This is a genomic window from Shinella zoogloeoides, from assembly GCF_003574625.1.
Taxonomy (GTDB): domain Bacteria; phylum Pseudomonadota; class Alphaproteobacteria; order Rhizobiales; family Rhizobiaceae; genus Shinella; species Shinella zoogloeoides_A.
Map to the genome: position 1 here is coordinate 1 of NZ_QNUJ01000017.1, position 14,291 is coordinate 14,291.

A 14,291-nucleotide genomic window follows, 5' to 3' on the forward strand; every position below is an offset into this window, starting at 1 on the left:
AAGGGCAAGCCGGGAAAGGTCGCAATCGTCGCCGTCATGCGCAAGATGATCGTCATTCTCAACGCCAGAATGCGAGAGTATAGAGCAACGGCGCTTGACGCCTAACACCGTTGCTTTTTTGTTTCCGTCGCTCCCGGCGTCAGAGCTTTGCGATGATCTCGGCTTCACCCTCGCGGTCGATCTGGCCGGCCCAGTGCTCGACAAGGGCGGAGACGATTTCTTCCGGGTCGTCGATGACGAGCGGTTGGACGAGATGGGCGGTGTGGATGAAGCCCTCGTCGGCCATGTGGCGGATGAGCTTCAGCATCGGGTCCCAGAAGCCGCCGATATTGGCGAAGACCATCGGCTTCCTGTGCCGGCCGAGCTGCGCCCAGGTCATCACCTCGACGATCTCCTCCAGCGTGCCGATGCCGCCCGGCAGGGCGACGAAGGCGTCGGCGCGGTCGAACATCTTGTGCTTGCGCTCATGCATGTCGGGCGTGACGATCAGTTCGCTGAGCTGGCCCAGCGAATGGCGCGTGGCCTCCATATCCACGAGGAATTGCGGTATGATGCCGGTGACGCGCCCGCCATGCGAGAGCACGCCGCTGGCGACGGCTCCCATGATGCCCTTGGTCCCGCCGCCATAGACGAGCTGGAGGTGGTTTTCCGCCATCGCCTTGCCCAGCAGCCTTCCGGCGGTGACATAGGCAGAATCACGGCCCGGCTGGGAGCCGCAGTAAACGCAGACGGATCGAATCGGCATGTTTTGCTCACTCATGCCCCGATTCAGACACCCGCCCGGCGGCCCGTCAAGGATATTGACCGAAAAAGCGTGGGGGCAAGGCCGCCAAAGCCCCCGAAACCTTGTGCAAGGCACTGGGAACCGATAGCAATTTCGGCAGGGGACGCCCCGGGAAACCGGGACAGAGAGAGAGTTGATGATGAAGAACAAGACCGGCCTGGTGGCCTTGATCGTGCTGGCGGCGGCAACGCTGCTCATGGTTTTCTTCGTGCTGCCCAACATGAACAAGGAAAAGCCCGCGCAAACGCCGGTCGCATCGCTTGCCGAAAAGCCGGTCGAGGGCGGCGGCGATACCAGGACGACGGACGGCAAGCAGGCCCGCGCGACGGGTGAGCAGCCCGCGGCCGGCACGGCTTCCAGCGGCGATGCCACTGCCACGGCCGCCGCGACGCAGGAAACCGCCAAGGCCGACGCCACCCCCGCCGAGCCTTCGGCCGATCCTACGGCCGGCTGGGTCACGCCCGCCTTCGATCTCCTGCGTGTCGAGCCGGACGGCTCCACGGTGATCGCCGGCCGAGGCCAGCCGAACACCAGGCTGGAGATCCGCAACGGCGAGACGGTCGTCGCCACGACCGATATCGGCCCCTCGGGCGATTTCGCTGCCGTGTTCGACCATCCGCTCGCCGCCGGCGACTACCAGCTCACGCTGAACACCAAGGACGACAAGGGCGACACCAAGACCTCCGAGGAGGTCGCGACTGTTTCCGTCCCGAAGGACGGCAGCGGCGAGCTGCTCGCCATGGTCTCGAAGCCCGGTGAGGCGAGCCGGCTGATCACGATGCCGGAAGCCGCGCAGAAGGCGGCCGGCGAAGCGGGCGGTACATCCGCCGGCTCGGCGGGCGGCGAAGTCGCATCCGCCGCGGGCGAGGTGCCGCTGGCCACGGGCGGGCAGACCGTGACCGGAGGCGAAGCCGCCGGCGCGCAGCCGACGGGCGAGGGCACCCAGCCCGCCGCCGATACGGCGGACGCCGCTGCGAAGGCGCAGGCGCGTGTTTCGGCCGTGGAGCTGGAAGGCGAGCGTATGTTCGTCGCCGGAACGGCCAAGCCGAACGCACTGGTCCGCATTTATGCCGACGACAAGCTCGTCGGCGAGGCCAAGGCCGATGAAGCGGGCCGCTATGTCATCGATGGCAAGATCGTTCTCTCTGTCGGCGGCCACACGGTTCGCGCCGATGTCATGAATGCCGACGGCAGCAAGGTCGATTTCCGCGCCTCCGTTCCGTTCGACCGGCCGGAAGGCGAGCAGGTCGCGGTGGTCGCGCAGGAAAATGCCGCGACCGATGCCGGCCCGGGCCTCGGCCTTATCGGCGGCGGCACCTTCGACAAGCTGCGCACCGAGGCGGACAAGGCGCTCGCACTCCTCAAGGGCCTTTACGCCGACGGCCGCGTGCCGAGTGCCGAGGAACTGGCGGCGGCCCGCTCCGCGACGGAGATCGCGCTGAAGTCGCTGGCCGAGTTCAAGCCCGGCGAGGAGGAAGGGGAGGCGGCCCGCCAGATGGCGGCCAAGGCATCCGCCGCTGCCGCCTCCGCGCTGACCCGTCTTCATGCGCTGCCGCCGGATGCTGCCGCTGTCGGCGAGGCGCTCGGCTCGATCGAGACCGCCGTTGCCGATGCGCTCGCCCCGGCGATCGAGAAGGCCCATGACGCGGCCGGCAACGTGACGGCCGCCGCGGACAACTCCATCGAGGCGCTGGCCGGTCAGGCGACCGCCCTGCAGCAGCAGTTCGTCGCACTCTTCGCCGATGGCAGGAATGCCACGGCGGCGGAGATCCAGACGGGCCGCACGGCGCTCGAAAGCGCGCTGATGCGCCTCACCGGCTTCGTGCCGCCGGCCGATACCGCCGCCGACGTCAAGGCCGCCATCGAGGAGCTGAAGGGCTGGGCCGCGACCGCGCTCGACCGCCTTGCCGCCGTGCCGGCCGGCGCGGGCAAGGAAGCCTACCAGCAGGCGCTCGTCGCGCTCGAGGGCATGCCTTCGCTGACCGCCGCGGCCAATGCCGTTGCAACCGCGACGCAGGGCGCCGCCACCGCAACGGACGGCTCTGCTGCGACCGACGGTGCCACGGCAACCGATGGCGCGGCTGCAGGCGAGGGCGCTTCTACCGCTGCGGGCACCGAAAGCGGTGCGGCATCGGGCGGTCAGGCCGCGGCCTCCACGGGCGGCGAGGCTGTCGCCGGGGAGCCGGAAACGGTCGAGCAGGCGCCGCTCAAGGAGAGCAAGACTTCGGTCATCATCCGCCGCGGCGATACGCTGTGGCAGATCTCCCGCCGCATCTACGGCAAGGGCGTGCGCTACACCACGATCTACCTCGCCAATGAGGACCAGATCGCCAACCCGGACCGCATCATCCCCGGCCAGGTCTTCGGCGTGCCGGACAAGACCATGGAGACCGACGCCGAGGCCGAGAAGATGCACCGCAAGCATATGCGCGGGAATTGACGGCCGTTATTTCCTGCCGGCCGTTGCGAAACGGCCGGCAAGGTCCTATCTCCGCTATGCGGCGCCCCACCGGGCGCCGTATTTCATTCCATGCGCGATTGCGTGAAGACGAAGGCTGAAAGGCGTCGAACGACGCTTTTCACGGGCAGCAGACGAGAGCGGGCGATTGGCGTCCGGCGGAGGCCAGCGTGGCGACGACGACGAAAAAGACGGTTTCGGCCGACCACAGCAATCTCCTCCAGACGCTGATGAACCTCTGGCCCTATATGTGGCCCTCGGATCGGCCGGACCTGAAGATGCGGGTGGTCTGGGCCTCGGTCTTCCTGCTCGCCTCCAAGATCGTGCTGCTGCTCGTTCCCTATTTCTTCAAATGGGCGACGGATGCACTGAACAACAAGCCCGACGCCGTCGGCCTGCTACCCGCCTTCCTGCTCGGCGCCGTCATGCTGGTGCTCGCCTATAACGGCGCGCGCATCGTGCAGGCCGGCCTCAACCAGCTTCGCGACGCGCTCTTTGCCAGCGTCGGGCAATATGCCGTGCGTCAGCTCGCCTACCGCACCTTCGTGCACCTGCATCGCCTGTCGCTGCGCTTCCATCTGGAGCGGCGCACCGGCGGCCTGTCGCGCGTCATCGAGCGCGGCACCAAGGGCATCGAGACGATCGTGCGCTTCACGATCCTCAACAGCGTGCCGACCTTTATCGAGTTCCTTTTGACCGCCGCCGTCTTCTGGCGCGGTTATGGCCTGCAATACCTCGCCGTCACCGCCGTCACGGTCTGTCTCTACATCTGGTTCACCGTGCGGGCGAGCGACTGGCGTATCTCCATCCGCCGCGCGATGAACGACAGCGACACGGAGGCCAACACCAAGGCCATCGATTCGCTCCTCAACTTCGAGACGGTGAAATATTTCGGCAACGAGGAGATGGAAGCCCGCCGCTTCGACCAGTCCATGGAGCGCTACGAGAAATCCGCCACGCAGGTCTGGACCTCGCTCGGCTGGCTCAACTTCGGCCAGGCGCTGATCTTCGGCGTCGGCATGGCGGTCATGATGGCGATGTCCGCGCTTGCCGTGCAGCGCGGCGAGCAGACGGTCGGCGACTTCGTCTTCATCAACGCCATGCTGATCCAGTTGGCCATCCCGCTCAACTTCATCGGCTTCGTCTACCGCGAAATCCGCCAGGGCCTCACCGATATCGAGCAGATGTTCGATCTGCTGGAGGTCGAGGAAGAGGTGCAGGACAGGCCGGGCGCGACGGCGCTTGCCGTCACGGACGGCGCGATCTCCTTCAGGGACGTGCATTTCGCCTACGATCCGGCGCGGCCGATCCTCAAGGGCATCTCCTTCGACGTGCCGGCCGGCAAGACCGTCGCCGTCGTCGGCCCCTCCGGCGCGGGCAAGTCGACGCTCTCGCGCCTGCTCTACCGTTTCTACGATGTGCAGGAGGGGGCGATCACCATCGACGGGCAGGATGTGCGGGATGTCACGCAGAAGAGCCTGCGCAAGGTCATCGGCATGGTGCCGCAGGATACCGTGCTCTTCAACGACACCATCGCCTACAACATCCGCTACGGCCGCCCCGAAGCCTCCGACGAGGAGGTCACGGCCGCCGCCGAAGCCGCGCAGATCGGCCCCTTCATCCGCCACCTGCCGGGCGGCTTCAAGGCGATGGTCGGCGAGCGCGGCCTGAAGCTTTCCGGCGGCGAGAAGCAGCGCGTCGCCATCGCCCGCACGATCCTGAAGAGCCCGCCGATCCTCATCCTCGACGAGGCGACCTCGGCGCTCGACACCCGCACCGAGCAGGAAATCCAGGCGGCGCTCGATGTGGTCTCGAAGAACCGCACCACGCTGGTCATCGCCCACCGCCTCTCCACCGTCATCTCGGCCGACGAGATCATCGTGCTCAAGGACGGCGCGATCGCCGAGCGCGGCACGCATGGCGAGCTGATGCAGCGCGACGACGGCCTCTACGCCTCCATGTGGAACCGCCAGCGCGAGGCCGTGCAGGCCGAGGAGCGACTGAAGCAGGTGCGCGAGAGCGACGATCTCGGCATCGTCACGCGCGGCGTGCCAGCGGCGGAGTGATCAGTCGCCGGGGGCTGCAAAGAGGATCAGGTTGCCGTCCGGATCGCGGACGATGACGTTCCTCGCGCCCCACGGCTGCGTCGTCAGCGTCAGGTGGAAGGGCACGCCCTTCGCCTGATAGTCGAGGAAGAGCCGCTCGATGGCCGTCGCGCTGTCGAGCGTGATCGACGCCGACAGCAGTTCCTCGCGCTCCCGCACGTCTCCGGCAAAGACCGGCCCTTCCACGAGCCGCAGGCAGAGCCGCGCCCGATCCCGCTGCACGACGCCATAAAAGGGCGGGTCGCCATAGGTGAAGTCCACGGCAAAGCCGAGCTTCTGCGTGTAGAAGGCGAGGGCGGCGGGAAAGTTGGTCACGTAGAGGACCGGTTCCGCGCCGCTGAGGAGCGATTGCTTTTCCGTCTCTGCGCTCATGGCTTTGCCTCCCGCAATGATGACGAGTGTCCACTTCCGTCAGCTGCTCTGTCAATGCGGGATACCCCCCTCTGCCTTGCCGGGCAGAGGGGGTATCCCGCCCGGTTTCCCATCGAAACCACATACGCCAAGCCCCGCGTCCGGCGTCTATCCACTGCGCCGCATTGCCCCGGCGGGCTTTTCACGCTAGGTCGATGGCGTGAAATTATCAGGAGACGTCGGAAGATGAGTTTGGTCGATACGATACGCAGCACCCTGGTGCCGATTCATCGGGAGGGCTGGAAGTTCGTGGCGGCCTTCTTCGTCGTGTCGCTGCTTCTCGGTCTCCTCTGGGAGCCGCTGATGTGGATCGGCTTCATCCTGACGGCCTGGTGCGCCTATTTCTTCCGCGATCCCGAGCGCATGACGCCGCAGGACGATGATCTCGTCATCTCCCCGGCAGACGGCCGCGTCTCGGCCATCGCCATGGTGACGCCGCCGGCCGAGCTGGAGCTCGGCGACCAGCCGATGATGCGTATCTCGGTCTTCATGAACGTCTTCAACTGCCATGTGAACCGCGCGCCGATGCGCGGCCGCGTCTCGCGGGTCGCCTATCGCGCCGGCAAGTTCCTCAATGCCGACCTCGACAAGGCGAGCCAGGAGAACGAGCGCAACGGTCTCGTCATCGAAAGCGCCCATGGCCGGATCGGCGTCGTGCAGATCGCCGGCCTCGTCGCCCGCCGCATCCTCTGCTGGACCGCGATGAACGACAGCCTGGAGGCCGGCGAGCGCTTCGGCCTCATCCGCTTCGGCTCGCGCCTCGACGTCTTCCTGCCGGCCGGTGCCGAGCCGCGCGTCAGCGTCGGTCAGACGGCGATCGCCGGGGAGACGGTGCTTGCCGAATTCGGCTCGGCCAAGGGCCCGGTCATCAGCCGTCGCGGCTGAATGATTGACCATTCGTCGCAGCGGCTTATCTAGACTGGAACAGCCGCTGCCAAGGACACGAACGAAGCGATAAGCGATGGACACTCCGTTTCCGCCCTATGAGCCCAATGGCCCGAACGACGAGGCCAGGGGCCCGCGCCTGCGTGAAATCCCGCTGCGCATCATCATCCCGAATGTCATCACGGTTCTCGCCATCTGTGCGGGCCTCACCGGTATCCGGCTCGCCTTCGAGAACCGTTACGAGCTCGCCGTCGGCATGGTGCTGCTCGCCGCCTTCCTCGACGGTATCGACGGCCGCGTCGCGCGCCTGCTGAAGGCGACGTCCAAGTTCGGCGGGCAGATGGATTCGCTCGCCGATATCGTCAATTTCGGCGTGGCGCCCGCGCTTGTGCTCTATGTCTTCATTCTCGATCAGGCGCGCTCCTTCGGCTGGATCGCCGCGCTGATCTACGCCATCGCCGCGGGCCTTCGCCTCGCGCGCTTCAATGTCATGGCGGAGCGCGAGACCAAGGCGAAGTGGCAGTCGGAATATTTCGTCGGCGTGCCGGCGCCCGCCGGCGCCATGCTCGTGCTGCTGCCCGTCTATCTCGGCTTCCTCGGCATCGCGCCGAGCCCGCTCTTCGCCTTCCTCGCCTCCGGCTATACGGTGCTGATCGGCTTCCTGCTGGTCAGCCGCCTGCCGGTCTGGTCCGGCAAGTCCGAGGGCAGCCGCATCCGCCGCGATCTTGTCCTGCCGGCGATCCTGCTCGTCGTCATCTATGTCGCGACGCTGATGAGCTTCACCTGGGAGACCATGGTTGTGACGGTCGTCGCCTATCTCGCGACCCTGCCGTTCGGCGCGCGCTCCTGGCAGCGCAAGTACGGCGGCTGGACGACGCCTTCGACCCATGGCGCAAGCGAATTCCCCGAGGAGGCCGACGGCCCCTGAGCCGGCTCCCGCCATCACATCCGCGTGAATCCCTTGAAGCCCTGTCCACACCCCGTGGGCAGGGCTTGATTTTTGCCAGGCGGTCGGGTAGATAGCTATCAAATAGATAGTGGGCTAATAATATTGAGACTAGCAATGAGACTGGCAAGATGAGCACGACCGATCCGCGCGAACGCCTCCTCGACGATCTCTCCCGCGTCCAGCGCAAGATGCGCGCGCTGTTCGACGCCCGCGTGAAGGAGAGGGGGCTGACGCTGCCGCGCGCCCGCGCGCTGCTCATCCTCGGCCGCGGCGTGCAACTCAACCAGCGGGAACTTGCCGACGAACTCGACATCGAGACGCCGACCCTCGTTCGCCTGCTCGATGGCATGGAAAAGCAGGGCTTCATCGAGCGGCAGGCCGTCGAAGGCGACCGCCGCGCCAAGCAGATCGCCATGACGCCCTACGGCGCCCAGGTGGCGGAAGAGGTACTGGACCTTGCCAGATCGCTGCGCGCCGACGTGCTGAAGAGCATCCCGGCCGGCGACATGTCCACCACCGTCAAGGTCTTCGCCACCATGGCCGAGAACATCGCAAAGAGCTGTCGGGAGAGCGTCGACGCATGAGCACCGCGCCCGAGAACGGGGATCGCGGCGCGGAGGGCGAGCCACCGGAGCCGGTGGAGGCGCCGCCGGCCGCCCCGCCGCCAGCTCCCCCGCCGATGCTGCCCGCGCGCGCCGCCGCCTACATGGCCGCCTCGACGCTGCTGGCCCTCACGCAGGGCTTCGGCATGAACCTCGTGGCCGCCAATATTCCCCAGCTTCAAGGCCCGTTCGGCGCTACCAGCGCCGAGGCGGTCTGGCTGATGGCGGCCTATATGGCGCCCAACGCCTCGCTGTCGATCGCCCTCATCAAGATCCGCAACCAGTACGGCCTGCGCCATTTCGCGGAACTCGGCATCGCCGTCTTCCTCGTCGTCGCGGCGCTGCACATGTTCATCACGGACCTGCGTTCGGCGATCGTGCTGCGCTTCTTCGCCGGCATCGCCGCCGCGCCGCTCTCCTCGCTCGGCTTCCTCTATATGCTGGAGGCCTTTCCGCCGGCCCGCAAGCTGACGGTCGGCATTTCGCTGGCGCTTACCAATATCAGCCTTGCCCCGCCGCTGACCCGCTTCATCTCGCCGACACTGATCGACCTCGGCGGCGTGCGGGCGCTGCTCCAGCTCGAACTGGCGCTCGCCATGCTCGCCTTCGCGGCGATCTACCTCCTGCCGCTGACGCCGATCCCGCGCGCCAAGGTCATCGAGAAGCGTGACATCGTCAGCTACATCTTCATCGCCATCGGTTTCGGCTCGGGCGCCGTCGTGCTCGTCACCGGAAGGATCTATTGGTGGCTGGAGGCGCGGTGGCTCGGCGAGCTGCTGGTGGTCATGATCGCCGCGCTCACCATCGCCGCCGTGCTGGAGCTGAACCGAGAGAAGCCGCTGATCGACCTGCGCTGGCTCGCCAGCCGCGAGGTGCTGCATGTCGGCGCGGTGCTGGTGCTGTTCCGGCTGATGCTGGCCGAGCAGACCGCCGTCGCCAGCAATTTCTTCCAGATCATAGGCCTGCAGAACGACCAGCTGACCGGCCTCTACGGCATCGTGGCGCTCGCCACCGTCGCGGGCGGGCTTGCCTGCGCGGCGATTCTCAAGCCGGGGCGGGAGCCCGGCATCCACATGGCCGCGCTGCTCTTCATCGGCATCGGTGCCTTCCTCGACAGCCATGCGACGAACCTCACGCGGCCCGGGCAGATGTATCTGAGCCAGTCGATGATCGCGGTCGGCGGCAGCCTCTTCATGCCGCCGGCCATCGCCGCCGGCTTCACCATGGCGCTGCGCAAGGGCCCGCAATACATCCTGAGCTTCATCGTCGTCTTCCTGGTGACGCAGAGCCTCGGCGGGCTGGCCGGCTCGGCGCTGTTCGGCTCCTTCATCACGCTGCGCGAGAAGTTCCATTCCAACATACTCGCCCAGTCGATGACGCTTGCCGACCCGCTGGTCGCAAACCGCGTCTCGCAGCTTTCCGCCTCCTATGGCCGTATCATCACCGACCCCGCCGTGCTCAAGGCGGAGGGCGTCGCGCTGCTCAGCCAGCAGGTGACGCGCGAGGCCAACGTGCTGGCCCACAATGACGCATTCCTCATCATCGCGCTTCTGGCGGTCGGCGCCGCCGTCGCGCTCGTCATTCACTGGCTTTACATCCGCATCAAGGAGGCCGCCGCCCGCCCCGAAGGGCAGGCGGCCGTTGAAGGTTGACCCCGCAATGAAGACATATATCCGCAACACGGCGACCGGCGTCGCCATCCTCCTCGGCATCGCCGGTATCGGCGCCGTTCTCTACGCCTGGCAATTGCCGCCCTTCTCCAGCGATGTGCAGACGACCGACAATGCCTATGTGCGCGGCTACGTCACGCTGATCAGCCCGCAGCTCGCCGGCTATGTCACCGACGTCACGGTCAAGGACTACGAGCCCGTGAAGGCCGGCGCCGTGCTCGCCCGCCTCGACGACCGCATCTACCGCCAGAAGGTGGCGCAGGCCGAGGCGACACTCGCCAGCCAGAAGGCGGCGCTCGCCAATTCCGAGCAGCAGGAAAACGCCGCCAAGGCGCGCATCGGCGCCAGCGATGCGGCGCTCGCCAGCGCCAGCGCCGCCAAGCGCCGCGCGCAGGAGAACTGGAACCGCATCGAGGAACTGTCCGACAAGGGCATCGCCACCCAGAGCGACCGCGAGCAGAGCCGCACCCAGTTCGACCAGGCCGAGGCCGCCGTCGTGCAGGCCGAAGCCAATCTCGAAGTCACCCGGCAGGACCTCCAGACGATCATCGTCGGCCGCGACTCGCTGCGCGCCGCGGTGGCGGGCGCGGAGGCTTCGGTCGAGCTTGCCAAGATCGACCTTTCCAACACCGTCATCACTGCGCCGCGCGACGGCGCCGTCGGCGAGGTGGGCGTGAAGCTCGGCCAATATGTCGCCGCCGGCACGCAGCTCATGGCCGTCGTGCCGCAGGACACCTGGGTCATCGCCAATTTCAAGGAAACGCAGCTTGCCTATATCAAGCCCGGCCAGAAGGTGAAGGTCAGCGTTGACGCGCTGAAGCACGCCACCCTGACGGGCCATGTCGAGCGCTTCTCGCCGGCCGCCGGCTCGGAATTCAGCGTCATCAAGCCGGACAACGCCACCGGCAACTTCACCAAGATCGCCCAGCGCATCCCCGTCCGCATCGCCATCGACGAGGGGCAGGACCTTGCGAAATATCTCGCGCCGGGGCTCTCGGTGGAGGTGACGACGGTGGTCGGGGAGTAGAGAACAGGCAGTAGGCAGTAGGAACTGCCCCTCATCCGCCTGCCGGCACCTTCTCCCCGCAAGCGGGGCGAAGGCCTATGCCGATCCGGCTTCCAGCAATTCGCAACCGTGGTGGATGGCAGAACCGCGCCACGACGATCCTTCTCCCCGCTTGCGGGGAGAAGGTGCCGGCAGGCGGATGAGGGGCGCTATTGGCGCCCGCCTCAATCCGGCAGCCGGTAATCCAACAGACGCCCCTTGCGCATCTCGAAGAGCTTGCCGGTCTCCGTGAAATCCGGCGAGACCAGCGACAGGATGGCCTTCGCCACCTCCGAAGGATGCTGCACCGTCGACGGATCCTCGCCCGGAACGGCCTGCGCGCGCATGGCGGTGCGGGTGGCGCCGGGGTCGAGCGAGGTGACGCGCAGGGCCGTGCGCTGCGTCTCGCCGGCCCAAGTGCGGGCAAGGGCTTCCACGGCGGCCTTGGAGGCGGAGTAGGGCCCCCAGAAGGGCTTGCACTTGTGCGCGGCGCTGGAAGAGAGGATGACGGCGCGGCCGGCGTCCGACTTCAGCAGCAGCGGCTCGAGCGAGCGGATGAGGCGCCATGTCGCTGTGACGTTGATGGTCATCACCTTCTCGAAGACCTTCGCCTCGACATGGCCGATGGGCGAGATCGTGCCGAGCACGCCGGCATTGGCGACGAGGATGTCGAGCTTGCCCCAGCGTTCGAAGATCGAGCCGCCGAGCTTGTCGATGGCCGCCATGTCGGCAAGGTCGAAGGGCACCAGCGTCGCGCTGCCGCCGGCCTGCTTGATCGCGTCGTCCAGCTCTTCCAGCCCCCCGACGGTGCGGGCGCAGGCGATGACATGCGCGCCCGCCTTCGCAAGTTCGAGGGCGGTGAAATAGCCGATGCCGCGCGAGGCGCCGGTGACCAGCGCGAGGCGGCCCTTCAGGTCGATGCTCATGATGTCTTCAATTATCCGTTGCTTGCCAGAACCGAGACCTTCCGTCCCATCGTCTCGCCTTCCTTGTCAAGGAGGCGCGTCGGATAGTCGCCGGTGAAGTAATGGTCGGTGAACTGCGGACGGGCCGGGTTGCGGTCCTCGCCGCCGACGGCGCGGTAGAGGCCGTCGATGGAGATGAACTCAAGCGAATCCGCACCGATATACTCCGCCATCGCCTTGACGTCGGTGTACTGGTTGGCGAGCAGCTTGTCCCGGTCCGGCGTGTCGATGCCGTAGAAGTCCGGATAGAAGATCATCGGGCTGGCGACGCGGATATGCACTTCTTTCGCCCCGGCATCGCGGATCATCTGCACGATCTTCAGCGACGTGGTGCCGCGCACGATCGAATCGTCGACGAGGATGACGCGCTTGCCGGCGATCATCGCGCGGTTGGCCGAATGCTTCAGCTTCACGCCGAAAGCGCGGATCTGCTGCGTCGGCTCGATGAAGGTGCGCCCGACATAATGGTTGCGGATGATACCGTATTCGAACGGGATGCCGCTCTCCTGCGCATAGCCGAGCGCCGCCGGCGTGCCGCCGTCCGGCACCGGCACGACGACGTCGCCCTCGACCGGGTGCTCCTTGGCGAGGTTGATGCCCATGTTCTTGCGCGCCACATAGACGCTGCGGCCGCCGACGACGGAATCGGGGCGGGCGAAATAGACATATTCGAAGAGGCAGAGGCGTTCCGGCTGGGCGTTGCCCGACTTCTTCGCCTCGATGCTGATCGAGCCGTCCGGCTGGATCTCGCAGACGACGATCTCGCCGTTCTCCACGTCGCGGATGTATTTCGCGCCGATGATGTCGAGCGCGCAGGTCTCGGAGGCGAAGATCGGCTTGCCATCGAGCTCGCCCATGACGAGCGGGCGAATGCCCGTGGGGTCGCGTGCGGCGATCAGCTTGGTGCGGGTGATGCCGAGCATCGAATAACCGCCTTCCATCTGGCGGATGGCGTCGATGAAGCGGTCGGTGGTGTTGGTGTAGCGCGAGCGGGCGATGAGGTGCAGCACGACTTCCGTGTCGGAGGTCGACTGACAGATCGCGCCGCCGGCAATCAGCTGCCGGCGCAGCGTCAGGCCGTTGGTGAAGTTGCCGTTATGGGCGACGGCGATACCGCCGACTTCCAGCTCCGCGAAGAGCGGCTGCACGTTGCGCAGCGCCACTTCCCCGGTGGTGGAATAGCGCGTGTGGCCGACGGCGATGTTGCCGGGGAGCTTGGCCAGCGTCACCGGGTTCGTATAGTGGTCGCCCACGAGACCCATGTGCTTTTCGGTGTGGAACTGCTTGCCGTCGAAGGAGACGATGCCCGCCGCTTCCTGGCCGCGATGCTGGAGCGCGTGCAGGCCCAGCGCCGTCAGCGTGGCCGCCTCGGGATGGCCGAGAATGCCGAAGACGCCGCATTCCTCATGAAGCGTATCGCCGTCGAGATCGTCGTCGTGGCGGCCGGGGAACTCAAAATCGCTCATTGCTGCAAGCCTTTGCTCGGGACCGTAGGAGGTTGCGCTGGTACTCGGTGGTTCATCGCCCCGGCGAGGCCCATATGGGTATCGCCGAAAGCATTTGCCACCGAGGCCCGGAAGCGTCAGTGGCGATTGTCTATCCTACCAAAAAATCGGGGAGCCTGCCTTCATCAATTCTCGCGAGCGGCGGCTCCCCTGGTGTTTATCCGTTCGTGGCGGGCGTGTCTTCGGCGGGTGCCGGGCTGGTGCCGCCGCCCGTCGTGCCGTCCGGCTCTTCCGCGCCGCCTTCGCCCTCGGTCTTCTTGCCGCGCAGGCGGTCGAGGATCGTCGCGTCGGCGTCTTCCGGCAGCAGCGCCACGAGGCGCGAGCCGAGATTGTCGAGCAGCGGCTTCGACTTGGCGGTGGTGACCCAGACCGGCTGCTGCTGCGGCGCGACCAGCCAATTGAAGAACAGCATGGCGACGACGACGAGCAGTATGCCGCGGGCCGCGCCGAACAGGAAGCCGAGCGTGCGGTCCAGCGCGCCGATGCGGCTGTCGATGATGAAGTCGGCGATGCGCATGGTGATGAAGGAGATCACGATGAGCGCGACGAGGAAGACGGCGCCGGCCGAGCCCGCCAGCGCGACCGTGTCGCTCGTCGTGTAGTTCTTCGCATAGGGAACCAGCACCGGATAGAGGAAGTAGGCGGCCGCGGCGGCGCCCACCCAGCTTGCGACGGAGAGCACTTCGCGCGAGAAGCCGCGCACCATCGCCAGAACGGCGGAGAACAGGGCAACGCCGATGACGATACCGTCGAGAATTGTGATGGGCATGTTCGTCCTACTCCAAACCCGAAATGTCGCCGGGCCCCATGCCCCCATGCGGGGCCAACTTATATGCCCCATGCGGGGCTAGCTTACATGTCCCCGTGCGGGGCTAACTTAGCGGAAGGCGCCGTCGCCGTCCCGGTTCGACA

At 66.6% G+C, this 14,291-nt stretch carries 12 protein-coding genes and 1 pseudogene; 8 read left to right on the forward strand and 5 right to left on the reverse strand.

The features are described 5' to 3' along the window. Positions 1–105 (forward strand): annotated as a pseudogene (locus DSD28_RS26525) (IS110 family transposase); the annotation flags it as partial. A gap of 34 nt (positions 106–139) precedes the next feature. On the opposite strand, the gene DSD28_RS24860 reads toward DSD28_RS26525, so the two are convergent. Next, positions 140–760, reverse strand: coding sequence for a TIGR00730 family Rossman fold protein (locus DSD28_RS24860; RefSeq protein WP_119259128.1), 621 nt, complete (start codon positions 758–760; stop codon positions 140–142). A gap of 160 nt (positions 761–920) precedes the next feature. Here DSD28_RS24860 and DSD28_RS26425 point away from each other — a divergent pair, with 160 nt between their 5' ends. Continuing rightward, complete coding sequence (locus DSD28_RS26425) at positions 921–3,224, forward strand: LysM peptidoglycan-binding domain-containing protein (RefSeq protein ID WP_281048118.1); 2,304 nt, start codon at positions 921–923, stop codon at positions 3,222–3,224. Between the two features lie 248 nt (positions 3,225–3,472). After that, the gene (locus DSD28_RS24870; RefSeq protein ID WP_119259173.1) at positions 3,473–5,308 is read left to right on the forward strand and encodes an ABCB family ABC transporter ATP-binding protein/permease; all 1,836 of its coding nucleotides are present in this window, start codon (positions 3,473–3,475) and stop codon (positions 5,306–5,308) included. Here DSD28_RS24870 and DSD28_RS24875 read toward each other — a convergent pair whose 3' ends face one another. Further along, complete coding sequence (locus tag DSD28_RS24875; RefSeq protein WP_119259129.1) at positions 5,309–5,719, reverse strand: VOC family protein; 411 nt, start codon at positions 5,717–5,719, stop codon at positions 5,309–5,311. It lies immediately after the preceding gene. A 54-nt stretch (positions 5,720–5,773) separates the two neighbouring features. Between DSD28_RS24875 and DSD28_RS24880 the strand changes: the two genes are divergently transcribed. The 5 genes from DSD28_RS24880 (at position 5,774) to DSD28_RS24900 (ending at position 10,891) form a co-directional block, all read left to right on the forward strand. Continuing rightward, positions 5,774–6,643: a phosphatidylserine decarboxylase gene (locus DSD28_RS24880; protein WP_281048119.1), complete on the forward strand. Its 870-nt coding sequence runs from the start codon at positions 5,774–5,776 to the stop codon at positions 6,641–6,643. A 76-nt stretch (positions 6,644–6,719) separates the two neighbouring features. Further along, entirely contained in the window at positions 6,720–7,571 is an 852-nt protein-coding gene (gene pssA, locus DSD28_RS24885) for a CDP-diacylglycerol--serine O-phosphatidyltransferase (RefSeq protein WP_119259131.1), read from the forward strand. 149 nt (positions 7,572–7,720) lie between these two features. Continuing rightward, a complete protein-coding gene (locus DSD28_RS24890; RefSeq protein ID WP_119259132.1) occupies positions 7,721–8,176 on the forward strand; it encodes a MarR family winged helix-turn-helix transcriptional regulator in 456 nt (151 codons plus the stop codon). Positions 8,177–8,271: 95 nt separating this feature from the next. Beyond that, complete coding sequence (locus DSD28_RS24895; protein ID WP_119259174.1) at positions 8,272–9,846, forward strand: MFS transporter; 1,575 nt, start codon at positions 8,272–8,274, stop codon at positions 9,844–9,846. A 7-nt stretch (positions 9,847–9,853) separates the two neighbouring features. After that, on the forward strand, positions 9,854–10,891 hold the full coding sequence (locus tag DSD28_RS24900; protein ID WP_119259133.1) for an HlyD family secretion protein: 1,038 nt from the start codon (positions 9,854–9,856) through the stop codon (positions 10,889–10,891). Positions 10,892–11,094: 203 nt separating this feature from the next. Here DSD28_RS24900 and DSD28_RS24905 read toward each other — a convergent pair whose 3' ends face one another. From DSD28_RS24905 to DSD28_RS24915, 3 genes are all read right to left on the reverse strand, one after another. Beyond that, complete coding sequence (locus tag DSD28_RS24905) at positions 11,095–11,835, reverse strand: SDR family NAD(P)-dependent oxidoreductase (protein ID WP_119259134.1); 741 nt, start codon at positions 11,833–11,835, stop codon at positions 11,095–11,097. An 11-nt stretch (positions 11,836–11,846) separates the two neighbouring features. Continuing rightward, positions 11,847–13,340 carry an amidophosphoribosyltransferase gene (gene purF, locus DSD28_RS24910; RefSeq protein WP_119259135.1) on the reverse strand — a complete coding sequence of 498 codons (1,494 nt, stop codon included), beginning with the start codon at positions 13,338–13,340 and terminating at the stop codon, positions 11,847–11,849. A 196-nt stretch (positions 13,341–13,536) separates the two neighbouring features. Beyond that, the gene (locus DSD28_RS24915) at positions 13,537–14,148 is read right to left on the reverse strand and encodes a CvpA family protein (protein ID WP_119259136.1); all 612 of its coding nucleotides are present in this window, start codon (positions 14,146–14,148) and stop codon (positions 13,537–13,539) included. Positions 14,149–14,291: the final 143 nt, after the last annotated feature.